At 66.6% G+C, this 22,178-nt stretch carries 23 protein-coding genes and 1 tRNA gene; 9 read left to right on the top strand and 15 right to left on the bottom strand.

Translation table 11 applies throughout. The features are described from left to right. Nucleotides 1–66: 66 nt before the first annotated feature. The 7 genes from U5918_RS13295 to U5918_RS13265 form a co-directional block, all read right to left on the bottom strand. Nucleotides 67–834, bottom strand: a complete 768-nt coding sequence (locus tag U5918_RS13295; RefSeq protein WP_336001837.1) for a Nif3-like dinuclear metal center hexameric protein — start codon at nt 832–834, stop codon at nt 67–69. A 31-nt stretch (nt 835–865) separates the two neighbouring features. Then, a complete protein-coding gene (locus U5918_RS13290) occupies nt 866–1,645 on the bottom strand; it encodes a prolipoprotein diacylglyceryl transferase (protein WP_336001836.1) in 780 nt (259 codons plus the stop codon). Nucleotides 1,646–1,702: 57 nt separating this feature from the next. Continuing rightward, nucleotides 1,703–2,512, bottom strand: a complete 810-nt coding sequence (gene speB, locus U5918_RS13285; protein WP_336001835.1) for an agmatinase — start codon at nt 2,510–2,512, stop codon at nt 1,703–1,705. After that, nucleotides 2,512–2,895 (bottom strand): translation initiation factor IF-5A, encoded by a 384-nt coding sequence (locus U5918_RS13280; RefSeq protein WP_336001834.1) that lies wholly within the window; start codon nt 2,893–2,895, stop codon nt 2,512–2,514. The genes speB and U5918_RS13280 overlap by 1 nt, the downstream gene beginning before the upstream one ends. Before the next feature lie 63 nt (nt 2,896–2,958). Further along, on the bottom strand, nt 2,959–3,336 hold the full coding sequence (locus U5918_RS13275; protein WP_336001833.1) for a MaoC/PaaZ C-terminal domain-containing protein: 378 nt from the start codon (nt 3,334–3,336) through the stop codon (nt 2,959–2,961). A gap of 40 nt (nt 3,337–3,376) precedes the next feature. Further along, nucleotides 3,377–5,245 (bottom strand): ABC1 kinase family protein, encoded by a 1,869-nt coding sequence (locus tag U5918_RS13270; protein ID WP_336001832.1) that lies wholly within the window; start codon nt 5,243–5,245, stop codon nt 3,377–3,379. Between the two features lie 18 nt (nt 5,246–5,263). Beyond that, nucleotides 5,264–5,626, bottom strand: coding sequence for an Hsp20/alpha crystallin family protein (locus U5918_RS13265; protein ID WP_336001831.1), 363 nt, complete (start codon nt 5,624–5,626; stop codon nt 5,264–5,266). A 140-nt stretch (nt 5,627–5,766) separates the two neighbouring features. Here U5918_RS13265 and U5918_RS13260 point away from each other — a divergent pair, with 140 nt between their 5' ends. Next, nucleotides 5,767–7,014 carry a molybdopterin molybdotransferase MoeA gene (locus U5918_RS13260; protein ID WP_336001830.1) on the top strand — a complete coding sequence of 416 codons (1,248 nt, stop codon included), beginning with the start codon at nt 5,767–5,769 and terminating at the stop codon, nt 7,012–7,014. Between the two features lie 88 nt (nt 7,015–7,102). Then, complete coding sequence (locus tag U5918_RS13255) at nt 7,103–9,055, top strand: molybdopterin biosynthesis protein (RefSeq protein WP_336001829.1); 1,953 nt, start codon at nt 7,103–7,105, stop codon at nt 9,053–9,055. A 15-nt stretch (nt 9,056–9,070) separates the two neighbouring features. Here the strand turns inward: U5918_RS13255 and U5918_RS13250 are convergent, their stop codons facing one another. After that, complete coding sequence (locus U5918_RS13250) at nt 9,071–9,721, bottom strand: HAD family hydrolase (protein WP_336001828.1); 651 nt, start codon at nt 9,719–9,721, stop codon at nt 9,071–9,073. A 173-nt stretch (nt 9,722–9,894) separates the two neighbouring features. Between U5918_RS13250 and U5918_RS13245 the strand changes: the two genes are divergently transcribed. The 3 genes from U5918_RS13245 to U5918_RS13235 all read left to right on the top strand — a co-directional run bounded on the left by U5918_RS13245 (nt 9,895) and on the right by U5918_RS13235 (nt 12,630). Further along, nucleotides 9,895–11,547, top strand: coding sequence for a flavin-containing monooxygenase (locus tag U5918_RS13245; protein WP_336001827.1), 1,653 nt, complete (start codon nt 9,895–9,897; stop codon nt 11,545–11,547). Nucleotides 11,548–11,727: 180 nt separating this feature from the next. After that, the gene (locus tag U5918_RS13240; protein ID WP_336001826.1) at nt 11,728–12,039 is read left to right on the top strand and encodes a HalOD1 output domain-containing protein; all 312 of its coding nucleotides are present in this window, start codon (nt 11,728–11,730) and stop codon (nt 12,037–12,039) included. Nucleotides 12,040–12,333: 294 nt separating this feature from the next. Then, on the top strand, nt 12,334–12,630 hold the full coding sequence (locus U5918_RS13235; RefSeq protein ID WP_336001825.1) for a DUF7344 domain-containing protein: 297 nt from the start codon (nt 12,334–12,336) through the stop codon (nt 12,628–12,630). A gap of 352 nt (nt 12,631–12,982) precedes the next feature. Here U5918_RS13235 and U5918_RS13230 read toward each other — a convergent pair. After that, nucleotides 12,983–13,055: transfer RNA gene (locus tag U5918_RS13230), tRNA-Pro, on the bottom strand. Nucleotides 13,056–13,302: 247 nt separating this feature from the next. On the opposite strand from U5918_RS13230, the gene U5918_RS13225 reads away from it, so the two are divergent. Further along, complete coding sequence (locus tag U5918_RS13225) at nt 13,303–13,815, top strand: YfcE family phosphodiesterase (protein ID WP_336001824.1); 513 nt, start codon at nt 13,303–13,305, stop codon at nt 13,813–13,815. 42 nt (nt 13,816–13,857) lie between these two features. Here the strand turns inward: U5918_RS13225 and U5918_RS13220 are convergent, their stop codons facing one another. Further along, complete coding sequence (locus tag U5918_RS13220; RefSeq protein ID WP_336001823.1) at nt 13,858–14,013, bottom strand: hypothetical protein; 156 nt, start codon at nt 14,011–14,013, stop codon at nt 13,858–13,860. A 150-nt stretch (nt 14,014–14,163) separates the two neighbouring features. Here U5918_RS13220 and U5918_RS13215 point away from each other — a divergent pair, with 150 nt between their 5' ends. Next, nucleotides 14,164–14,625: an NUDIX domain-containing protein gene (locus U5918_RS13215; RefSeq protein ID WP_336001822.1), complete on the top strand. Its 462-nt coding sequence runs from the start codon at nt 14,164–14,166 to the stop codon at nt 14,623–14,625. 41 nt (nt 14,626–14,666) lie between these two features. On the opposite strand, the gene U5918_RS13210 is transcribed toward U5918_RS13215, so the two are convergent. From U5918_RS13210 to trmY, 3 genes are all read right to left on the bottom strand, one after another. Next, nucleotides 14,667–15,554: a hypothetical protein gene (locus U5918_RS13210; RefSeq protein ID WP_336001821.1), complete on the bottom strand. Its 888-nt coding sequence runs from the start codon at nt 15,552–15,554 to the stop codon at nt 14,667–14,669. Nucleotides 15,555–15,641: 87 nt separating this feature from the next. Continuing rightward, nucleotides 15,642–16,655, bottom strand: coding sequence for a PKD domain-containing protein (locus U5918_RS13205; protein WP_336001820.1), 1,014 nt, complete (start codon nt 16,653–16,655; stop codon nt 15,642–15,644). Between the two features lie 101 nt (nt 16,656–16,756). Further along, nucleotides 16,757–17,353, bottom strand: coding sequence for a tRNA (pseudouridine(54)-N(1))-methyltransferase TrmY (gene trmY, locus U5918_RS13200; RefSeq protein ID WP_336001819.1), 597 nt, complete (start codon nt 17,351–17,353; stop codon nt 16,757–16,759). Between the two features lie 98 nt (nt 17,354–17,451). Between trmY and U5918_RS13195 the strand changes: the two genes are divergently transcribed. Beyond that, nucleotides 17,452–19,815 (top strand): STT3 domain-containing protein, encoded by a 2,364-nt coding sequence (locus U5918_RS13195; protein ID WP_336001818.1) that lies wholly within the window; start codon nt 17,452–17,454, stop codon nt 19,813–19,815. A gap of 58 nt (nt 19,816–19,873) precedes the next feature. Here U5918_RS13195 and U5918_RS13190 read toward each other — a convergent pair whose 3' ends face one another. Continuing rightward, nucleotides 19,874–20,131: an AbrB/MazE/SpoVT family DNA-binding domain-containing protein gene (locus U5918_RS13190; protein WP_336001817.1), complete on the bottom strand. Its 258-nt coding sequence runs from the start codon at nt 20,129–20,131 to the stop codon at nt 19,874–19,876. A gap of 115 nt (nt 20,132–20,246) precedes the next feature. Between U5918_RS13190 and U5918_RS13185 the strand changes: the two genes are divergently transcribed. Further along, nucleotides 20,247–20,810 (top strand): metal-dependent hydrolase, encoded by a 564-nt coding sequence (locus U5918_RS13185; protein WP_336001816.1) that lies wholly within the window; start codon nt 20,247–20,249, stop codon nt 20,808–20,810. Nucleotides 20,811–20,846: 36 nt separating this feature from the next. On the opposite strand, the gene aglM is transcribed toward U5918_RS13185, so the two are convergent. Further along, entirely contained in the window at nt 20,847–22,142 is a 1,296-nt protein-coding gene (aglM, locus tag U5918_RS13180) for a UDP-glucose 6-dehydrogenase AglM (protein ID WP_336001815.1), read from the bottom strand. Nucleotides 22,143–22,178 lie beyond the last annotated feature (36 nt).

Below are 22,178 nucleotides of genomic sequence, written 5' to 3'. Positions count from 1 at the left end.
CTTACCGTGAAATTTTGCCGCCTGCTCGCGGTGGTTCGGATCGGTTCCTAGACCTGCTAATTCGGCTCACAGCCCGGTCGGGTGGTCGACGAACGTCGTCTCCAGCCCCCACTCCGTGGCCAGATCCGCGAGGTTCCGGACCCCGATGGTCTCGGTGCCGTAGTGCCCGCCCAGGAGGACCGTGATCCCGGCCTCACGAGCATCGTGGTATACCTGCTGTTTGCCCTCGCCAGTAATCAGCGCGTCCGCATCCACGGCTTCGGCCTCGTCCAGCCAGTCGACGCCGCTGCCGGTGACGATCGCGATGTCCTCGATCTCGTCGGGGCCGAAATCCAGCACCTGGACGCCTTCGCCGCCGTGATCGAGTTCCGCGGCCAGCAGGTCCTGCAGTTCGTCTGTGGTGAACGGGTCCGTGGCGGTCCCGCGCTGCCCGATGTGTTCGGGCCCGAGTTCGCCGAACGGTTCGCGATCCGCGAGATCGAGCAGGTCGGCCAGCCCCGCGGCGTTGCCCAGTTCCTGATGCCCGTCCAGCGGGAGGTGCGAGACGTACACCGGCAGGTCGTGCTCGTAGTGCGGTTCGAGGCGCTCGTACAGGCGCCCGGTCACGCGCTCGACGCCGCCGAACACGTAACCGTGGTGGGTCACGAGCAGGTCCGCGCCCGCCTCGACGGCCGCGTCGGCCGTCGCTGCCGCAGCGTCGACGGCGAACGCGACGTGCTCCACGTCGCCCGCCGGCGTCCCCACCTGGAGCCCGTTGGGGCTGGCGTCGATGTCGGCGTACGCGTCGGTCCGTAGCTCCTCGTCGAGTCGCGCGCAGAACTCGCCTGTGTCCATGGCCCGCCTTCGCGGGCCGGGGTGGTAGTGGTTACTCCTCGGGACGCACGAGTCGCCCGCGCTTCTCGGCGACGTACCCCTCCTGGACCAGCGCGTCGAGCACGTCCTCGCAGTCCTGGTAGGGGATCTCGTAGGCGTTCGAAGCGACGACCTCGATCTCCTCGCGCTCGACCGGGAACTCCCGGTTCTGGAGCAGTTTGATCACCTTCTGGGCCGCCGGCGTCGAGAGGATCGACGGCTTGCTCGACCCGTCGTCGGCCGTCTCCCCCTCGCCGTCGACGCTCGTCGGTTCGTCCGCGTCCGCAGTCTCTTCCGCGTCCGGGTCGCTCCCGTTTTCCGAACCCCCGACGTCTGCGACGTCCGATTCGTCGGCTTCGGTCGCCTCGTCTTCCTGCTCGGCCGGTTCCGTTTCGGCGGCGTCGCCGTCGACGGTCGGTTCGACCGCCGCTTCGGCCGCGTCGTCGTCCTCCTCCTCGACCGCCGTCGCCTCCCCGTCCGGTTCGACGGCGTAGGCGACGTCCTCTGAGTCTGCGGCGTCCTCGTCGCCATCGCCGGGCGTCTCGTAGTCGTCGGCGTCGGCCTCCAGCGCCGCGCGGTCCGGCCCGGCGGCGAGGGGGGTCGCCGTCACCGTCGCGCCGTCGGCGGCAGACAGGGCCACGTCGAGCACCTTCGCGAGCTTTCGGCGACAGGGCGGGCAGAGGTCGACGGTCGGCCGGCCGTCGCCCGTGGCGTCCTCGGGTACCACGGGATAGGGCTCGATCTGTGCGTCCAGGGCCGCTCCGCAGAAGTAACACGACGCGAACTCGGGCATGCTCGGGACCCACTCGCGCCACTGTCTAAAAGCTACGTGCCACCCCGGTCGCGGTCGTCACTCCCCCGCGGCGTGGGCGTAGACGAACGCTCGCAGGAGTTTCGCCGCGAGCGTCGCCGCCTGGCCGTCGTCGCGGTCGTTCACCTCGACCACGTCGAAGCCCGCGGCGTGGGGCGCGACGGCTCGCACGACCTCGTGCAGTTCCCGGGGTGCCAGTCCGAACGGTTCGAGCGTTCCCGTCCCGGGTGCGAAGCCGGGGTCGGCGGCGTCGATATCCACGCTCAGGTAGGTCCGGCCCTCCCGCACGGCGGCCGGGGGTTCCCAGTCGGCCACCTCCTCGGGTGGCACGACCGTCACGTCGTCCTCGCTCGCGCGGTCCCACTCGGCCTCGCTGCCGGTGCGTGCCCCCAGCACGATGGCTTCGTCGGCCACCTCCAGCGCGTGGTGCGTGACGGTCGCGTGGCTCAGCTCGTTGTTCGCGTACGATTCGCGCAGATCGAGGTGCGCGTCCAGACAGACGACGACGTCGGGGTCGACGGCGCGGACGCCGGCGACGGTCACGGTGTGTTCGCCGCCGATCGTCAGGGGAACCGCGCCGTCCTCGCGGACGTCGGCGAGCGTGCCGCGGAGGAACTCGAGGTACTCGGCGGCGTCGTCGGTCGGGCCGACGTCGCCGTGGTCGGCGACGCCGAGGGCGGAGAACTCGCTGTCGGTGTGGTGATCGTAGTCGTCGAAGGACTCGGCGAAGTGGCGGACGCGACGCGGGCCGAACCGGGTGCCGGGCTGGAACGTCGTCGAGGCGTCGAGTGGGGCGCCGACGACGACGTATGCGGCTGAACCTCGGTGGGCCCGCGCGCCGGGAAACATCAGCTGCGGATGATCTTGCGCTGGTCCTCGTACTCGAGGTACTCGATGTCGTCGTCGGGCGACAGGTCGACGTCACCGGGCACCTTCATCGTGATCGTGTCGTAGGTGTCCAGGTCCATGACCTGGGCGACGTCGTCGCTCTCGACGTTGACGACCTGGCCCTGCTTGCGCTCGATGATCGGGACCCAGATCTTCGCGTCGACTGGCTGGGAGAGGTTGCGCTTCTTCCCGTCGAAGACGCCCTTGCCCTCGACCCGGGCCTTCGCGCTGCCGTGCTTGCCGGGTTTGGCCGTACTGTAGGAGTCGATCTCACAGGGGACGTCGTCCATCATCACGTAACTTCCCTCGTCGAGTTCGCGAACTTCCGTCTGCTGTCTCGCCATGTCCCGCGGTAGTCTGTGAACCGGTATAAACGGTTTGGAACGAATCGGGGCCGTTCTCCGGCGTCACCGCAGAATCACGCCCTCGAAACCGCCCGTCAGCACCGTCTCCCCGGCCACCGTACACGTCACGTCTGCCCGCACCTCGTCGCGATCCTCACCCGGATCCACGTCGGTCAGTTCGACCCGGCAGTGGACTTCCTGCCCGGTGTAGACCGGGCGGTGGAACTCGAACTCCATCCGACTGGCGAGAACTTCCAGGTCCCCGCCGACCTTCGTCGGCAGCGTCGCCGTCAACAGGCCGTGAACCATGAGCCGGCCCTCGTCGTCGGCGTCGAGGTGACGGGGCTGGCGGTCCTCGGAGAGGGCGGCGAACGTCCGGACCTCCGACTCGGAGAACGTGCGCTCGTGGGTGACGACCTCGCCCTCGGCGATGCTGCTCATACCCGCGAATGCGGTGGGATCCACGTAGCTCTTGGGACCGTCAGGCGTCGTCGCCCGTCCGGTCGCGGTCGGTCTCGCCGGTCGTCACGTCGACCTCGGTTCCGGGCCCGCCCTCGTCGACGGCCTCCACCCCCACGGCCGCCGAGTCGGTGCCGTCCCCTGTGTCGGCCGTCCGTTCGCCGGCCCCCCCGGCGTCGGGTCCGAAGCCGCCGCCCAGGCCGATCTCGCCGACGGCCGATCCCTCGTCGGCCGGCCCCTCCTGGCGCTCGCGCATGCTCTGCCGGGTGAACTGCGGCTGGGCGCGGATGCCGCGCTTCTTCCGGAACGACCAGTAGAGCAGGCCGGCGATCGCGACGGTGCCGCCGCCGGCGACGGCCGCCGCCTCGACGGTGCTGAAGGCGTAGAGTAAAGCCGTCGAGAGGATCCCAGCCGCCAGCGTCATCCCGTAGATCAGCCGTTTGGCCAGCGTGGCCAGTAGCCCGTCCGAATCCTCGATGTCGGCGTTGACCCGCAGGTCGTCGCGGTCGATGCGGTCGAGAGTTCGTTCGAGTTTCGGCGGCGTCCGGATCGTCGACTTGGCGGCCTCCTGGAGTTCGTCGGCCCGGTCCTCGACGAACTGGCGGACGCCCGCCTGGACGTAGCCCTGGTCGCCCAGGTAGTCGGTCGCGACCCGGATGAAGTCGAAGTCGGGGTCGAGGGTGACGCAAACGCCCTCGACGACGGTGGCGACTCGCAGGACCAGCGCCAGGTTGGCGGGCAGTCTGAGGGGGAACTCGTAGATGGTGTCCTCGACCTGCTGGACGATCTGCTGGACGCGGTACTGCTCGATGTCCTCCCCGCGGGCGTCGGCGATGGCCAGTTCCATCACCTCGCCCATCACCTCGCGGTCGGCCTCCGGACTCAGTGTCCCCATCTCGATGAGGGTGTCGAGGATCTTGTCCGTGTCCTGCTCGGCGACGGCGACGTAGAAGTCGACGATCTTCTCCTGGATGAACGCGTCCACGTAGCCCGACATGCCGAAGTCGTAGAAGACGAGAGTGCCGTCGTCCTGCACGGCGAGGTTGCCCGGGTGCGGATCGGCGTGGAAGACGCCGTCCTCGACGATCATCTGGAGGTAGACCCGCTGGAGCGTCTCCGCGATCTCCGTCCGGTCGATGCCGGCCTCGTCGAGGCCCCGGACGTCGGAGATCTTGGTGCCCGCGACGTACTCCATCGTCAGGACCCGGCCGGTCGAGCGGGCCTCGTCCACGTCGGGGATCCGGACACGGTCGTCGTCGGCGAAGTTCTCGCTGATCTCCTGGAGCATCCGCCGCTCGCGCCCGTAGTCCATCTCCTGGCGGATCGTCTTCTCGAACTCGTCGGCCAGCGTCTCCAGGGAAAACGAGCGCGTCTCGTCGACGAAGCGCATGAGCAGCGGCAGCGACCAGCGGATCACTCGCAGGTCGGACTCGACGAGGTCCTCGACGCCGGGCCGGCGGACCTTCACGGCCACGGGGCCGGCTTCGGTCTCGGCGTAGTACACCTGGCCCAGACTCGCGCCGCTGATCGAGTCGGTGTCGAAGTGCTCGAAGTTCTCTTCGACGGGGCCCAGTTCGCCCTCGAGGACCTGCCGTGCGTCCGCCCACGCGGCCGGCGGCACCTCGTCCTGGAGTTTGGTGAACTCGTCGATGTACTCCGGTGGGAGCACGTCCGGCCTGGTCGAGAGCAACTGGCCGAGTTTGATGAAGGTGGGGCCGAGCGTCAACAGCGAATCGAGCAGCGTGGCGGCCCGCTCGCGGCGCTTCTCGGGCGTGACGTCGCGGGACCGGCCGAACAGCAGGAACCGGTTGCGGTCACGCGCGTAGGCGAGCAACAGCGGCAGGAACTGGCGTGCGACGGTGAAAAACCGTCGGTACGCACGGAGGTTCACCGAGCGGCCACCCCTGGATCAGGCCTCGGCGTCGTCGATGGGGATGGACGTCTCGGGCTCGGCCCCCGCCTTGGGCAGGCGGAGTTCCAGCACGCCCCGGTCGACCGTGCCGTCGGCGTCGGCGCCGGTCGCGTCCGGCGGCAGGGGGAGTTCGGCGTCCAGAAAGAGCGCGCGTTCCTCCTCGACGTACCGGAACTCCGTCGGGAGGTCCTTCTCGCGCCGCGCCTCGATGGCCAGCCGTCCGGCCGAAACCCGCACGTCGACGGTCTCGGCCGTCGCGCCGGGCAGGTCGATCACGAGGAGGTAGGCGTCCTCGCTCTCGAGCAGGTCCGCGAACACCGTCTCGGGGAGGTCCCGCAACGCATCGCGCAGCGCTGACATAGACAGGTCTAGGAACGGGGAGCCGAAAAAGCCCGCGGTCGTGCGCGCCGGGCCCGATACGGCTCGAGACCGGCCACCACCACACGCCGGGCGACCAGTTCGCCCGACGCTTTTTCCCCGCCCCACACTAACCCCCCGCCATGACTGACCCACGCGAGTCGGGGTTCAAGGACGTCACGCCACTCGCTGAGGCGCGCGAGCGACTCCTCGCGGCCGTCCGCCCGCACGACCGGACCGAGGTGGTCCCGCTCTCGACGGCCGCTGGCCGGACCGTGGCCGAGCCGATCACGGCACGGCGCGCGGTCCCCCACTACGACCGGGCGGCCATGGACGGGTTCGCCGTCCGGGCCGCGGACACGTTCGGCGCAGGCGACCGCTCGCCGGCCGTCCTCCGGGTCGCCGGCCACGCCGAGGACGGCGACGAAGTGGCCCCCGACGCGACCGTCCGGGTCCACACTGGCAGCGAACTCCCGGCTGGGGCCGACGCAGTTGTGATGATCGAGCAAACCGACGTCGTCGCGGGCGACGTGGAGATATTCGACGCCGTCGCCGAGGGCGAGAACGTCGCGCCAGCGGGCGAAGACGTCGCGGACGGCCGGACGCTCTTCGAGCCGGGCCACCAGTTGCGCCCCTCGGACGTGGGCCTGCTGAAATCGACCGGCGTCGACCAGGTCGAGTGCTACCGGGCGCCGACGGTCGGCGTCGTACCGACGGGCGAAGAGCTCGTGCAGGCCGACCCGGAACCGGGGGAGATCATCGAGACGAACGGGCTGACCGTCGCCCAGTACGTCCAGCGCTGGGGCGGTGTCCCCGAGTACCGCGACGTCGTCACCGACGACGAACACGCCCTCAGGGCGGCGATCCAGCGGGACCTCACCAAGGACGTGATCGTCACCACGGGCGGGTCCTCCGTGGGCGAGCGCGACCTGCTCCCCGGCGTCGTCGACGAGCTCGGCGAGGTGCTTGTCCACGGCATCGGGGTCAAGCCCGGCCACCCCGCGGGCTTCGGCGTCGTCGAGGAGACGCCCGTGATCATGCTCCCCGGCTATCCGGTGGCCTGCATCGTCAACGCCGTCCAGTTGCTCCGACCCGCGCTGAAGGCGGCCGGACACATGCCCTGTGCCCCCCATCCGCGGACCGAGGCCGTCCTCGAACGGAAGATCCCCAGCGAACCCGGCGTCCGGACGTTCGCTCGCGTGGAACTCGACCGCGGCGATGGGGAGGACGGCGACGGGGATCCGCCGACGGCGACGCCCACCCGGGCCAGCGGCGCGGGCGTGCTCTCCTCGGTCGCGCTGGCCGACGGCTGGGTCGCAGTGCCCGAGGAGAGCGAGGGGATCCCCGAAGGCGAACGCGTCGCGGTGCAGGACTGGGAGTGGTACCCATGACACACCGGAAGACGTTCCCGCTCGCTCGCTCCGCTCGCTGTACGGGACTGCGACTACCGAGCGTCGTTCGCTCACCGGAGGTGTGCGAATGACAGATCGCCGGGAATTCCACGACCTCGCGTCCCCCGAGGCGGCCCACGAGGCCATCGCGTCGCTCGATCTCGGTGGTGGAACGGAGACCGTCCCGCTCCGGGAGGCGAGGGGGCGGGTCCTCGCGGAACGGATCGACGCCGAACTCGACGTGCCGGGGTTCGATCGGGCCTCGATGGACGGCTACGCGATCCGGGCCCGGGACACCTTCGGGGCCGACGAGGCCGACCCCGCCAGACTGGAACTGGTGGGAACGGTCCACGCCGGATCGGAACCGGACGTGACCGTCGAAGAGGGGACCGCCGCAGAAATCTCGACGGGCGCAGTGATGCCGCCTGGGGCCGACGCGGTGGTGATGGTCGAGCGAACGGACCGCGTCGAGAGAAGCTCGACGGAACGCGCGAACGGCGAAGCCGTGAGCGGGACCGACGAGGGAGCGGTCCTCGTCCGCACCTCGCTCGCGCCGGGGGACCACGTGATGCTCGCGGGGGCGGACGTCGCCGCCGGCGAGCGGACCCTGGGGACCGGAACGGAACTCACGCCCCGTGAGATCGGCCTGCTGTCGGCGCTGGGGATCGACGAGGTGCCCGTCCGCGCGAAACCGCGGGTCGGCATCGTCTCGACGGGCGACGAACTCGTCCGCCCCGGTGGGGATCTGGACTCCGCGGCCGGTCAGATCTACGACGTCAACAGCTACACGACGGCGACCGCAGTCGAGGAGGCCGGCGGCGAGGCCGTCCTCTACCCCCACGCTGGCGACGACTACGACGAGATGGAGCGCCTGCTCACGGAGGCCGCCGCGGAGTGCGATCTCGTCCTCTCCTCGGGGTCGACCAGCGCCTCGGCCGTGGACGTGATCTACCGGGTGATCGAGGAACGGGGTGAACTCCTCCTGCACGGCGTCGCGGTCAAGCCCGGCAAACCCATGCTGGTCGGCCGGCTCGACGGCGGGGACTCGCCCTCCGCGTACGTCGGCCTCCCGGGCTACCCCGTCTCGGCGCTGACCATCTTCCGGGCGTTCGTCGCGCCGGCCATCCGCGAGGCCGCGGGCCGCCCCGAACCCAGAACGGCTACCGTCGAAGGCAAAATGGCCGTCGAGGAGCGGTATTCTGAGGGTCGGCGCCGCCTGATGCCCGTGGGACTCGTCGACGATGGAACCGGGGACACCCTCGTCTACCCCGTCGACAAGGGCAGCGGCGCGACGACGAGTCTCGTCGAGGCCGACGGCATCGTCGAGGTGCCCGCGGAGACGGAGTACCTCGCCGCGGGCGAAGCCGTCTCCGTCCAGCTTTTCTCGCCGGACGTGCGCGTCCCCTCGCTCTACGCCGTCGGCGAGGACGACCCCGCCCTCTCCAGACTGCTCGACGACCTCGACCGACCGCGGTACCTCTCGGTGGGTACCCGCGAAGGACTCCGACGACTCCGCAACGGCGTGCCCGACGCGGCCGTCGCCGCGGGCGATCCCGAGATCGCCGCCGACCACGAGGAACTCGGCGGCTGGACCCGCGAGTGGGGGCTCGTGGTCCCCGACGGGAACCCGGCGGACGTGACCGGCGTGGCGGACCTCGCGGACCGGGACCTGCGGCTCGTGAACCGCGGGTCGAACTCTGGGCTCCGGGCGGCGCTGGACGACGCCGTCGCCGCGCTGGCGGACGAACGCGAGTCCTCGCGGCGGGAGCTGACGGACGCGATCGACGGCTACGAACTCACCGTGAAGGCCCACGAGAGCCCCGCGCGGAAGGTCGCGGCTGGCGACGCCGACGCGGGACTGGGGCTGCGACACACCGCGGAGAAACTGGGGCTCGGGTTCGTCTCGCTGGGCGAGCAGGACGTGCGGGTGCTGGCCAACCCCGAGCGAACGGAGAAAGCGGGCGTGCAGGACCTGCGAGCGGCCGTGGCGAACGTCGAGTCGGTGCTGGGTGAATTGGCGGGCTACAGCCCCCAGGACTGAGACGGACCGGCTGCTTCAGTCGCCGCCGATCGAGGGGCCGCCCAGTTCGGTGAAGCTCTCGATCCGGTGGTCGCCCAGGACGCACTGGCCCCGGCGGTGTGGGTCGTGGCGCTCGACGTGGATCCCGTCGAGGCCGGCGTTCCACGCCGCGCCGATGTCGTGGGGGCCGTCCCCTGCGAGGACACCGATGTGGCCGTTGGAGCCGACTCCGAGATCCTCCATCGCCATCTCGACGGGGGCGGGGTCGGGTTTCCAGCCGATGTCCTCGGTGCAGCAGACGACCGTGTCGAACCAGTCCCGGATGTCGAGGCGGTCCAGGACGGGATCGGTGAGGTACTGCTGGCAGTGGGTCACCAGCCCGACCGGGGCGTCGAGGTCCGCGACGAAACTCGCGTCGTCGTAGAGGTACGTGTGGGCGGCGCGGGCCTGCGCGTCCTCGACGTCGTGGAACACCTCCCAGAAGGCCTCGACGTCGATCCCCCACTCGCGTAACTGCTCGTTGCGCGACCCACCCAGCCCGTGCCAGACGATTTCCGCCTCGCGCTCGGTGAACTCGCGTCCAAGCCGGCCCCCGACCGTCTCGAACACCCCGTGGACGTAGCTCTGCTCGACGTCCACCAGCGTCCCGTCAAGGTCCAGCAGCCAGAAGTCGTACTCGGATACCATCTGTCTCTCGGTCGTCGCGATGCGGATTCGGAAGATAGGACGTACGCGATCAAAAGCCTTCGGCCCGGGTCGAGACGGCGAACGCGGCACCGCAGGTGAACGCCCGTAAAAGGATCCAGGTTTCTGGTGGGATGGGTTTAACAGCGGGCAGTCCCAGGATGTGACAGTGATACATGGTGTCTGACAGGGGCGGACGCGAAGGGGGTGCCAGCGAGGTGGACGTGGACGCCGTGGTGGTGGGCGCAGGCTTCTCGGGGCTGTACATGCTGCACCGGCTGCGAGAGCAGGGTCTCTCCGTCCGGGTCTACGAGAAGGGCGACGCCGTCGGCGGGACGTGGTACTGGAACCGCTATCCCGGCGCACGCTGTGACAGCGAGAGCCACATCTACTGCTACTCCTTCGACGATGACCTGCACGAGGAGTGGGAGTGGAGCGAACGCTACCCCGAACAGCCGGAAATCCTCGAGTACCTCCAGTGGGTAGCCGAACGGCTGGACCTGCGTCGCAACGTCGAGTTCGAGACGGAGGTCGCGTCGGCGACCTACGACGACGAATCGGCGAGGTGGACGGTCGAGATGGCCGACGGCGAGCCGGTCACCACGCGCTTTTTCATCACGGCCGTCGGCTGTCTCTCCAAGCCGTTCCGGCCCGACTTCGACGGGCTGGACGAGTTCGAGGGCGACTGGTACCACACGGCGCGGTGGCCCGAGGAGGACCCCGACTTCGGCGACCAGCACGTGGGCGTGATCGGGACGGGGTCGACCGGCATCCAGTTCATCTCGGAGGTCGGCGGGCGAGCGAAGCACCTGACGGTCTTCCAGCGGACGCCGAACTACGCGGTGCCCGCCCGGAACCGCCCGCTTTCGGCGGACGAGTACGAAGAGATCCGGGCGAACTACGACGACATCTGGGAACGCGCCCGTGACTCGAGACTGGGAATGCCGTTCGACCACGAACACGAGACCGACTACGGCCTCTCCGACGAGGAGATCGAAGCGATCCTCGAAGAGCGCTGGCAGCAGGGTGGCTTTCGCTTTCTCCACGCCTTCGAGCCCGGCGCCATCCTGTCCGACGCGGAACTCAACGAGAAGGTCTCCGAATTCATCCGCGAGAAGATCCGCGAGCGGGTCGACGACCCCGAGACCGCCGAGAAACTCGTCCCGACCGACCACCCCTACGGCGCGAAACGCCCGCCGATGGACTACAATGACTACTACGGCACCTACAACCGCGACGACGTGTCCCTCGTCGACGTGGACGAGAGCCCCATCGAGCGGGTGACCGCCGAGGGCGTCCAGACCGAAGACGGCCACTACGAACTCGATACGCTCGTCTTCGCGACGGGGTTCGACGCGATGACGGGCGCGCTCCTCGCGCTGGATATCGAGGGCCGGGACCAGACGCTCGAGGAGAAGTGGGAGGCGGGCCCGCGGACCTACCTCGGCCTCATGACCCACGGCTTCCCGAACCTGTTCACGATCACCGGGCCACAGAGCCCCTCCGTGCTGACCAACATGCCGTTGTCCATCGAGCAGCACGTCGAGTGGATCGCAGACTGCATCGCGTACATGGACGAGCACGGCTACGACCGCATCGAGGCCGAGGCCGAGTCGGAGAGCCAGTGGGTCCAGAACACCAACATGCTGGCCGAGAACATGCTGTTCTCCGAGGCCAAGTCCTGGTACCGGGGTGCGAACGTCCCCGGAAAGACCCAGGTGTTCACGCCCTTCCCCGGAGGCCTCGACAACTACCGGGAGATCTGCGCCCGGGTCGCCCGCGACGACTACGACGGCTTCGAACTCGGCGCGATCGCCGACGCGGGGTGAGGGCAGGCACCGAGTGATCCGGCACGTCGAGCGACGCGCCGCTCGCTGGGTGGTGACCGGCATCACGTCGTCACGGTAGTACTCCGGCCGCTGCAGCCCGAGATGAGTGGGTGCCGTCGTCAGATAGTCGGTAACAAGGTGGCAGGTACTATTGAGGTTCTCCCGGCGGTAGCCGCTTCTGTGAACGATACCAGCAACCCCGGCGGGAGAGAATGGGGCCGTGACGGATTTTATCGAGATCACATACGACCGTCCCGCGAGACGTCCGAGTTCGAGCTGATAGAGATCATTTCGGAACTCGAAACGAAGGAATCGGACGAGCTTCCACCACTCTACGACGAAGTGGGCCACTTGATCGAGATGTTGTACAACAACCCGCCGTCACAGCAGGCCCAGGTCGAGATGAGTTTCTCGTATGCCGGCTACCGAATCACGATCGATCAGCGGGGAAACCTGAAGCTGATCCCAGTTAAAGACTCGATGAAAGAATAGCGATCCGACTATCCCGCAGGGGCCACGGCCTGTACTGACCTCCGCTGTGCCGAGAACTGGACCCGCTGGTACTCGTCCATTCGAGCGTGATTTCTCGACGAATCGCAGTTCGGTTCCACTGGGCCTGCTATTCGATCGAGATATTGTAACGTTCTATATAGATAGAATGCGACAGAGAGGCGATTTCGCGCACGAATACACCGGGGTAAAGACATAGGGAACGACGGTATGCCTGCTCCGCTGCTTAGGTTGGTAATGGGAAACACACTAGCACTTCGACCGTTGATGATCGATATGATACTGGACGCGCTCAGCAACGCGAGCCGGCGCCGGGTTTTGCTCACGATTGCGAGCGATAACCCCCGTAGCCAGGCGGATTTCATCCCGGACGAGATAGACGCCGAGGAAGAGACGAAGTTGGCGATCCTTCTCCAGCACCAGCACTTTCCGTATCTCGATAACGCCGGCTTCATCGACTGGGACCGGGACGCCGACACCATCGAGCGAGGGAGCAACTTCCAGAACCTCCGCCCCTTCCTCCGGATCGTCGAGGACAATGACGACGAGATGAACCCGTATCAGCGCAACTGATTCTGTGGGGGCTGCACCCGGAAAGCCCCCCTGACGGTACAGCAACGGTCCGCTCCGCTCATCGTCTCAACCTCCCGTGAAAATGGGCCGGCACAGATGTCGAAGACGGGAAGACGGTCGCTCACTCCGTTCGCGCTGGGACCACCCTGCTCGAATCTGCGCCTCGCACGGGTGCGCCGCTCACGGAGTTACTCGCGTCGCAAAAGTGGGCCGGCGCAGATGTCGAACCACGCCCAGAGGTTCCTGCTCGCTCCGCTGCGCGGGCTGCCTCCGGTCTACTTCGAATCTACGGAGCCACTTCTCCGCGACGGACACTCGTCGCTGTCGCTCCTCGGTTAGCGTCGCGTAAAAATGGGCCGGCGCAGATTCGAACTGCGGTTACGGCCACCCGAAGGCCGAAGGATACCAAGCTACCCCACCGGCCCGTGCGATAGCAAGTCGGAGGAGGCACGGGGCAGTTTTAACGGTTGCGAAAACCGGGGCCGGCCGGGCAGTCGATCGCGTCCCCCTCGGACCGGCGAGCGATGCATGGAACGACCACAGCCCGAGCAGCACCGCCAGGGCCAGCGATTGCCGTAATCACTCCAGTGGACCCAGCCGGTAGCTCGTCATGCAGCGACGTGTCCGCCCGGAGGGACGGGATTCATTGTTCGCCCGGCCGAGGGTTCGACCATGCAGGTAGGCATCGTCTCCGACACGCACGACAACTACGCCGCGGCCGAGGCGATAGCCGCGGTCTTCGCCGACCGGGGGATCGACACCGTCGTCCACTGCGGCGACTTCGTCGCCCCGCCGCTGCTCGCGGCCTTCGAGGGCCACGGGTTCGACCTCCACGGCGTCCTCGGGAACAACGACGGCGAACTCGACGGGCTAGAGCAGACGATCGAGGACCTCAGCGACGATAGCCAACTCCACGGCCGCTACGCCGACCTGACGTTCGACGGAACCGAGGTCCACGTCCTCCACGGCGATCAGGGCCTCGAGGAAGTCAACAGCCGCGCCGAATCCGGCGGCTACGACTACGTCTGCTACGGCCACTTCCACGTGGCCGAAGAGCGCTCCGTCGGCGACACGACCGTCGTCAACCCCGGCGCGCACTTCCCCACCGTTCCCGAGCAGTACCGCAGCGTTGCGGTGCTCGACACCGACACCGACGAGATCGAGTTCGTCAGCGTCGACGAGTAGCGCGGCTGGTTCGTCTGGAAAACACGGAAAACGCGGTCCCGTTCAGGAGAGATCCGGGACCAGCGGTGCGTCGAGTTCGTCTACGGCCTCGGCTCCGGACGTGCTGCGCGCCTTGCGCCCACCGTCGGTACGGATGGGGTTCTTGGGCATCTCGGGGACGAGCGGAGCCGTCGTTTCGAGTTCGGGCCGTTCGGTCATTTTGTTCTCATCACACCCTGCGTCGTACACCTACATAAACATCACGGTCTATAATTATCACGGTCGTTCGTGCACCCGGTTGGTACGTCACCGACCCCCCGTGTTGCCAAGATGGCAACCCCGAAGAGGGTGGGGGACGCCGTCGCTCGCATGAGCGACAACGCACCGGTCCCGGCAGGGGAGTGGGAGACGATCGTCCGCAACGTGCCTCTCGTGTCGGTCGATCTCGTCGTCGAGACCGACGACGGCGTCGTGCTGGGCAAGCGGGAGAACGACCCCGCGAAAGGCGAGTGGTTCGTGCCCGGCGGCCGCGCCCACAAGCACGAGTCGTTGACCGACGCCGTCGACCGGGTGGCGGCCGCGGAGCTGGGCTGCAACGTCACCGTCGAGCGCCAGCTGGGCGTCTACGAACACTTCTACGATACCGCGGAACTCGACGACGTCGGCGGCAAGCACTACGTCCCCATCGGGTTTCACGTCCGGCCCGAGGAGGGCAGCGAGTTGCGGCCCGACGACCAGCACAGTTCGATCCGGACCGTCTCGCCGCCGTTCGAGTTCGATCTGCACCCGTACGTCGAGGCGTATCTGGAGGACGCTGGCGTTCTAGAGTGAGCCTGGTTTCGAAATCAGTTACTTGATTTCTCGCAATGGGTCTAATCCCGGAGTTTGTCTTTTTCGACGAATCGAGAGTTGCGGAGGAGTGCTGCCTCGTCCTCCCGCGTGATCTCACCTTTCGATTCCGCCTCTGCCCACCGGATCTGGTACCGGTACCATTCCACCGTATCGTTCCCTCGTTGGATCTCGATATTTAGCACTCCAGCGTACCATCCCTCAGTTTTGTTGAGGCGGCGTGGGAGTGTGAAATTCCGATATATTCGGGTTACGTTTCCAAGTTGGGAGTAATAATTGCTGGAATTCGGTTTGTGGGCCGTGCTATAAGCCAAAAACGCATCCCCACCATGCCTATGAAGCGATTTTAGATCAATGTCTGACTTGTTTTGTAGTTTATATTCAATTTCATAGAGGTATTCTTCACCGGCTTCAGGGGGATTGTTCGTCTGCAGATTCCAGAAGTCACCCGTAGCAATAGTTGCATTGAGATAATTTATCAAGTCCCATTTATTTTTGGCATATTTCATGGCCCACCAGTCTTCAGTAATCGTGTCCCAAATGACCGAGTTATTTCCAGCCATCCCCTCAATATTAAGGCGAGAAATATTCCAGTTTGAAGAATTATGATAGCTTTCATTTACTACTTTTGCGAAAGATGACGTTAAGTACATAATTTCCGAAGTTGTTCTAGAGGTATTACTATAATTCCCAACATAAGAGACTCTAATAGTGTCCCCGTCTTCTTCAATAGTAGTTATGTTTATAGGTGAGTCTCTGATTTCAGATATGAAATTTAGCGTGTAATAAGAATGTGTTGATTTATTTATATTATTGTTGTGTTTTTGGCCTGATTCGTTATCCTTAGGGGTTTGAGTACGGTCAGTGGTTTCTTTCTCTGTACTATCGGTGGTGTCAACCTCTGTCTCCATCCCTATATTCTGAATGCTACTACAACCGGCGAAAACGAGTAGTAGGCAAACGCATACCAACAGAACATTTTTGCCAAAGTTACTCATTCATATCCCTCCGAATATATCATCGGTATCTATCTGTTCATTTTCATCGTTACTTCCCCCAAGAGGATCGGTTTCAAATCCAAATCCTGTATTCACAGTGTCGGTTATTTGATTAATACCGTCCTTTGGATTGTCATTATTACTCCCAGTATTTTCATTGTCATCTTCATCATCCCCACCGAACCTCGTTTGCACCTCTTCACCGGGTCTTGCATCTGCGATGTTCATGTACTCCTCCTCGGTCGGGTCGGCCCGTCTGACGATCTCCCCGGTTTCGGTATCGAGCGTGGGCGGTCTATAGGACACGTCCTGTCCAGCGAATTCGCCCTGCATCCAGGTCTCTCCGTCGTCGTCACCCCCGGCGGAACCCGTGGATGCTCTCACCGCGTTCGGCGTGACCGATAGCGAGTCGGTCGCTACCCGACCGCTGACGTCGACCACCCTGGCCGTGAGCGTCCGCTGTGACTCGTTCTCGATCGTGTGGTTGAACTGGACCGTGCCGGGTGCCGAGCCGTCGACCGACATTTGGTCGACCTGCTGGCCATCGACCAGCCACTCGACGCGGTCGATCGGGTACCCGCCGCTGGAGAGGTTCGCCGCGTATGGCACCGTGTCCGAGAACTCGTCCCCGTAGACGGGCTGATCGACCGACGGCGAGGTGGGACCAGACAGCGATACGGTGGGGCCCGCGACCGCCTCGGCCCGGAGGTACAGGGTGTCCGACGCAGTGGCGTTGTCGTCGTCGGTCACCGTGACCGTCACGTTGTACCGCCCGGGCATCGTCGGCCGGAAGGACGTGGTCCCGCAGGTGGGGCAGTCCGGCGCCACCGTTCGCCCGTCGGGCGTCTCGATCTCCCACTGGTAGGCCGTCACGTTACCGTCCGGGTCTCGCGACCCCGTCGCGTCCAGCCTGACCGTCTCGTTCGCCGCGACCGCCTGGTCCAGGCCGGCGTCCGCCAACGGTGGTTCGTTCCCCGCGCCCGCGGCGACGCCCGACAGCGCCAGCGACGCCACCACCAGCAGGAAGGCGAGCCCACCCCGAAATCCCCGATACATGTCTCGTGATCGGAACTGGTCGCGTGCTGGTATTTAAAATTCTGGATCGAGCGGCGTGATTAGAACCGTCGGAAACCGTCGGTGTCGAGGTAGTTGTGCGCGACGGTGACGGCGTGGTCGGCGTGGAGCGCCCGCGGCGAGAGGCGACACCGATGGTCGGCGTGCTCGTCGACGAGGGCCGCCTCCGCGTCGGTGAAGGACTCGTGATCCGAGAGGACGAACAGGGAGTCCTCGGGCGGGTCGACGTCGACGATGGGGTCGCCGTCCTCGTGGAGGCATACGACGGTGCTGTCTTCGGCGGCCTCCGCGAGCGTCGTCTCCAGGCCCTTCCGGGAGATAGAGACGCCGGGTGAGCTCTCGGCGGCCACGTGGCCGATGGCGTCCTCGCGGTGTTCCAGGGCCGTGCGGATCAGGGCGGCCGTGCTGCGCTCGTCTGGGTTGAGGTTTCGCAGGTCGGCTCCCTCGAAGGTGATCGTGAACTCGTCCTGCAGGACGAGGTGGACGCGAACGTCCTCGCGGATGTCGTGGGACAGGACGAAGGCGGCGCTCACGGCCCGACAGAGGACGTCGAGTCTGCCGGCGTCGCTCGGCAGCGCGTCCAGGGAGAACTCGGGCGTCGTCGGCACGCGGTGGCCCAGCAGGAGGAACTGGCGCATACCGAGGCGTCGGCGGTCGGCCTCTTGACGGCGTCGGTCCGTTCGATACGTCGTGACCTGTCGATGGGTTTATTCACGCGTCGGGGGATGGCCGAGACATGGCCGACGAGCGGGACGTCGCCGCGACGCTCGCAGAGCGTCCCGAGCTGGCGTCCGCACTCGACTCCGTTCGCCCCGTCGACGACGACATGGACACCTGGACCTTCGAGGACGTCCCCGTCGACTCGGGCACCTTCGGCGAACTCGTCGCCGCTGACCTCGTGGCAAAAGTCGACGGCGAGTACCGCCTCCCCGACGCGACCCTCCAGGCGCTCGACGGCGACGCGGAACCGGGGACCGCCGGTGGTACGAATATCGAAGACGATCGAAACCCGAGCCGGAACCTCTCGATCGCGGTTCCGGACCCCGACTGGCGAGGGGTCGCGGCGCTCGCGGGCGCGCTCGCCGTGGTCGTCCTCTTCAGAACCGCCTTCTCCGTCGGCTCGGTCTTCCGCGACGGCGCGGTCGTCCTCTCCGGAAACGATCCCTACGCCTACCGCTATATCGTCGAGGGACTCCTGACCGAGGGCGGGGGCTTCGACGCCGCGCTCCTGACCGACATGCCGATGGCGCAGGGTGAACCGCTCACTATCGCGACGCTGTACTGGGTCGCCGGCCTGCTCGGTGACGGCGCATCGGCGGCCGGCGCCGTCATGGCGTGGTACCCCGTCGTCTCGGCGCTCGTCACAGGTTTATTGCTCTACCTCCTCGCGGTCAGGCTCACCGACGACAGGCGCGTGGGGCTGGCCGCGGTCGTCCTGCTGGCGACGACGCCCGCCCACGCCCTCCGGACGAGTCTGGGCTTCGCCGACCACCACGCCTTCGACTACCCCTGGCTCGTCCTCGCAGCCTTCGCCCTCGTCGTCCTCGCGGACCAGGGCGAAGAAGCGTACCGAGACCCCCGCGCCTGGCTCGCAGGACTTGGCATCGGTGTCGGGGTCGCGGGACAGATCCTGGCCTGGGACAACGGAACCGCCCTGGTCGTACCCGTCGCGCTGGTCGTCGCCCTCGGCGTCTTGCTGGACGTCGACGCCGATCGATCACCCGTGTTGGCGAACGCACCCCTCGTCGGCGGCCTCGCGTTCGCGACACTGGTCGTCCGCAGAGCCCACGGCGAAATGGGCTGGCACACGGACTTCGTCGTCGGCGTCCCCCTGTTGCTGCTCGCGGGTACCGTGGGCGTGCTCGCGATCGGCGAGGCCGTCCACCGGCTCGACCTCCCCACGCTTGCGTTCGTCGGGGCCGAGCTCGCCGGGGCTGTCGCCGCCTTCTTCCTCGTCCCCACGGTTGTCCCTGACTTCTGGTCTCGGGCTGACGGCCGACTCGACCGCTTCTTCGACACGCGGAACATCGTCGAGACGCAACCCCTGATCAGCGGCGATCTCACCTGGTTCCTGTTGCTGGGCCTCGTCCTCGTGATCGCGATCCCCCCATTAATCTGGGCCAGCAGACGCGCCGCCGACGGCGCGAAACCGTGGCTGATCGGCAGCGTCTACGCCTGGTTCCTGCTCGCGCTCGCGGCGATCCAGGTCCGCTTCGTCGGCGAACTCGCCGCGTTCACCGCCCTCTTCGGCGGCCTCGGCTTCGTCTGGATGGCCCACTGGGTCGATCTCGCGTCGGTGCCCCGGCCCTTCGCCGACGAGAAGCCGGATCCGAGAGCCACGAGAGGTGCGGAAGCCGCCGACGGCAGTCTCGAGACGCTCCGGGTGCCGACCGCGCGGGAGGCCGGCCTCCTCCTCGCGCTCTTTTTGCTCGTCGGCGGCGTCGGCGTCCTCCAGACGCCGATCAAGACGAGCCAGATCACGATCACCGACGGGACCTACGAGACCGCGGCCTGGATCGAGGAGGACGCCCGCGTCGCCAACCTGAGCTACCCCGACGACTACGTCCTCACCGAGTGGGGCCGCAACCGCGTGTACAACTACTTCGTCAACGGCGAGTCGCGGTCGTACAGCTACGCTCGGTACCACTACGAGACGCTGTTCACCGAGACCAACGAGTCGCAGTGGTACCGTCAGCATCGCAATCGAGTGGGCTACGTCGTCACGCAATCTGCTCCCGGCGGCAACGTCAGTTCCGCGTCGCTGTTCCCCAGACTCCACGACGGCTTCGGGACCGAGAGTTCCACAGCTACCGGCATGTCGCACTTCCGGGCCGTCCACGCCACCGAAGACGGCCAGTACAAGACCTTCCGGCTCGTCCCCGGGGCGACGATCGCCGGCTCCGGCCCGCCCGACGCCACGACGACGCTCTCGCGGTCGATCGAGATCCCCGGCGCGTCGTTCACCTACGAGCGAACCGTCGAGACGGACGCCGACGGCGCGTACGCCGTCACCGTCCCCTACCCCGGCGAGTACCGGCTCTGGAACGAGACGGTGACCGTGAGCGAGCGAAACGTCACGTCGGGGGATCGGGTCGGGTAGCCGGGGTCACCAGAGTGTCTCGTGTTGCGCGTTCTGGCGGACCTCGTCTGTGGTATAGTTACGAATTCTCTCGGTATTGCTCCCGACGTTCGCGGATTCCCCGACAGAGTTCCTCAGCAACTACAGCTCGTTTTTCGGCCGAGATGTCGTCCGGGACGAGCAGTCCTCGGCCAGCGTTCCGTGTCAGCGTTTTCACGACGAGACCTTCGTCCGTATCGAACCAGAGGACCTCGTCGCCGGATTCAAGATCGTACTTCTCACGGAACGCCTTCGGAATCGTCACCTGCCCCTTCTCTGTGATTCGCGTCGATTCCATGACTGGAGAATACGACTCCTTGAAATTATAAAAACGTACAGCTGCCGGTGTGGAGTACTGTGTCGACCACGTCGATCCGACACTCGTTTGACGCCCGGCGCCGTCGGTTCCGGCGATGTGGCCCTGGGGACACGCCGCCGTCGGGTACCTCCTGTACACCGTCTATCGGCGCAAGCGATTCGACCTCCGACCGCACGGCGTCGCCGTCGTCGCGCTCGCCGTCGGAACGCAACTGCCCGACCTGATCGACAAGCCCCTGGCCTGGCAGTACGCGCTGCTGCCAAACGGGCGCTCGCTCGGGCACTCGCTCGTCGTCGCCCTCCTGCTCGTGGCGCTGTTGTGGGTCGTCGCCCGACGCGTCGACGCCGGCGAGAGCGCGGTCGCGTTCGGCGTCGGCTACGTCGGCCATCTATTCGGGGACGCGTTCTACCACGTGTTGGCCGGCGAGTTCTACTATCTCGGCTTCCTCGGCTGGCCGCTGGTCCCGGCCGTCGAGTACGATCTCGCAGGCAAGGGCTTTCTCGCGAGTCTCCTCTCGCTCGAACTCGGTCCGGACGCCGTCTTCGAGCTGGGACTCGCCCTGATCGCGATGGCTCTCTGGTACCGCCACGGCTGTCCTGGGCTGTCCGTGCTGCTGCCCGGCTACAGTGAGGGCGACCCCGGAGAACAGCCGGAATAAACCGGTTCAGCCCGTGGCGCTATCACTCGACCCGGGCTACCAGGTGAGACCTTCGTAGGTGATCCCCTCGTGGGGTTCGACGACGCGCCGGCCGTCGACCACCACTGGCTCGGCCATCGCGTCGAACTCCGAATCGAGCGTCGCGAACTCGTCCCAGTCCGTGACGACGACGGCGCCGCTTGCGCCCTCCAGTGCCGCGGCCGCCGAATCCGCGTACTCGATGTCGGGGAATCGCTCGGCCATCTCGGGGGCGGCGACGGGATCGTAGCCGACCACTTCCGCTCCGCGCTCCCGGAGCCCCTCGATGACCGGGATCGCCCGGGAGTTCCGGATGTCGTCCGTGCCGGGTTTGAACGCGAGTCCAAGGACGGCGACCCGCTCGCCGTCCACGTCGACGTGGTCGTCGAGCAGCGAGAGCAGGCGCTCTGGCTGGCGGTCGTTGACCTCCACCGCGGCCTCCAGCATCCGGGGCTCGTACCCGGCATCGCGGGCGTGCTGGATGATCGCCGAGGTGTCCTTCGGGAAGCAGCTGCCGCCCCAGCCGACCCCGCTCCGGAGGAAGCGCTCGCCGATCCGGTCGTCGAGGCCGATGGCCTCGGCCACCTCGTAGGCGTCGACGCCGTACTCCTTGCAGACGTTCCCGATGTCGTTGATCAGGCTGACCTTCGCGGCGAGGAAGCCGTTGTTGGCGTACTTGATCATCTCGGCCTCGCGCTGGCCGGTCTCGAAGACCGGCACGTCCCACTGGAGGACCAGCGGTTCGTAGATCTCTGCGAGCAGGTCGAGCGCGCGGTCGTCGCCGTCGGTGCCCACGACGATCTTGTCCGGTTCCATGAAGTCGTCGACGGCCGTCCCCTCCCGGAGAAACTCGGGATTGACCGCGACCCCGAACTCCTCGCCCGCGGTCTTGCCCGACGCTTCCTCGAGGAGCGGCGTCAGGACGTCCTCCGTGGTGCCGGGGACGACGGTGCTCTTGACGACGACGAGGTGGTAGCCGTCTTTGTCGGCGATGGCCTCGCCGACCGACTCGGCGCCGGCCTCCATGATCGAGGTGTCGATGCTGCCGTCGTCGTTCGCGGGCGTCGGGAGCGCCAGGAAGGTCACGTCGGTGTCGGCGACGGCGTCGTAATCCGTCGTGGCGCGCAACCGATCGCCGCCGTAGGCCGACACCAGCGGGTCGAGCCCGGGTTCGTGGATGGGCGCCTCGCCGTCGTTGATCGCGTCGACCACGGCCTCGTCGACGTCGATGGTCGTGACCTCGTGGCCGAGGTCGGCGAAACAGGCCGCGATCGTCGTCCCGACGTAGCCGCTGCCGACGACGCTTACGTGCATGTTGGATCCGTCCACGTCACCGGCCTTGAGGGTTCG

Origin of the sequence: Halorientalis sp. LT38 (genome assembly GCF_037031225.1) — an archaeon.
GTDB lineage: Archaea > Halobacteriota > Halobacteria > Halobacteriales > Haloarculaceae > Halorientalis > Halorientalis halophila.
The sequence above is the reverse complement of the archived record's forward strand: the minus strand, read 5'-3'. Positions and strand labels throughout refer to the sequence as shown.

Excerpts from the sequence above, each read along its gene's own strand:
- U5918_RS13295 (WP_336001837.1), bottom strand. The coding sequence starts at position 834 with ATGGACACAGGCGAGTTCTGCGCGCGACTCGACGAGGAGCTACGGACC.
- U5918_RS13290 (WP_336001836.1), bottom strand. The coding sequence starts at position 1,645 with ATGCCCGAGTTCGCGTCGTGTTACTTCTGCGGAGCGGCCCTGGACGCA.
- speB (WP_336001835.1), bottom strand. The coding sequence starts at position 2,512 with ATGTTTCCCGGCGCGCGGGCCCACCGAGGTTCAGCCGCATACGTCGTC.
- U5918_RS13280 (WP_336001834.1), bottom strand. The coding sequence starts at position 2,895 with ATGGCGAGACAGCAGACGGAAGTTCGCGAACTCGACGAGGGAAGTTAC.
- U5918_RS13275 (WP_336001833.1), bottom strand. The coding sequence starts at position 3,336 with ATGAGCAGCATCGCCGAGGGCGAGGTCGTCACCCACGAGCGCACGTTC.
- U5918_RS13265 (WP_336001831.1), bottom strand. The coding sequence starts at position 5,626 with ATGTCAGCGCTGCGCGATGCGTTGCGGGACCTCCCCGAGACGGTGTTC.
- U5918_RS13260 (WP_336001830.1), top strand. The coding sequence starts at position 5,767 with ATGACTGACCCACGCGAGTCGGGGTTCAAGGACGTCACGCCACTCGCT.
- U5918_RS13255 (WP_336001829.1), top strand. The coding sequence starts at position 7,103 with ATGACAGATCGCCGGGAATTCCACGACCTCGCGTCCCCCGAGGCGGCC.
- U5918_RS13250 (WP_336001828.1), bottom strand. The coding sequence starts at position 9,721 with ATGGTATCCGAGTACGACTTCTGGCTGCTGGACCTTGACGGGACGCTG.
- U5918_RS13245 (WP_336001827.1), top strand. The coding sequence starts at position 9,895 with ATGGTGTCTGACAGGGGCGGACGCGAAGGGGGTGCCAGCGAGGTGGAC.
- U5918_RS13235 (WP_336001825.1), top strand. The coding sequence starts at position 12,334 with ATGATACTGGACGCGCTCAGCAACGCGAGCCGGCGCCGGGTTTTGCTC.
- U5918_RS13225 (WP_336001824.1), top strand. The coding sequence starts at position 13,303 with ATGCAGGTAGGCATCGTCTCCGACACGCACGACAACTACGCCGCGGCC.
- U5918_RS13220 (WP_336001823.1), bottom strand. The coding sequence starts at position 14,013 with ATGACCGAACGGCCCGAACTCGAAACGACGGCTCCGCTCGTCCCCGAG.
- U5918_RS13215 (WP_336001822.1), top strand. The coding sequence starts at position 14,164 with ATGAGCGACAACGCACCGGTCCCGGCAGGGGAGTGGGAGACGATCGTC.
- U5918_RS13210 (WP_336001821.1), bottom strand. The coding sequence starts at position 15,554 with ATGGAGACAGAGGTTGACACCACCGATAGTACAGAGAAAGAAACCACT.
- trmY (WP_336001819.1), bottom strand. The coding sequence starts at position 17,353 with ATGCGCCAGTTCCTCCTGCTGGGCCACCGCGTGCCGACGACGCCCGAG.
- U5918_RS13195 (WP_336001818.1), top strand. The coding sequence starts at position 17,452 with ATGGCCGACGAGCGGGACGTCGCCGCGACGCTCGCAGAGCGTCCCGAG.
- U5918_RS13190 (WP_336001817.1), bottom strand. The coding sequence starts at position 20,131 with ATGGAATCGACGCGAATCACAGAGAAGGGGCAGGTGACGATTCCGAAG.
- U5918_RS13185 (WP_336001816.1), top strand. The coding sequence starts at position 20,247 with ATGTGGCCCTGGGGACACGCCGCCGTCGGGTACCTCCTGTACACCGTC.
- aglM (WP_336001815.1), bottom strand. The coding sequence starts at position 22,142 with ATGCACGTAAGCGTCGTCGGCAGCGGCTACGTCGGGACGACGATCGCG.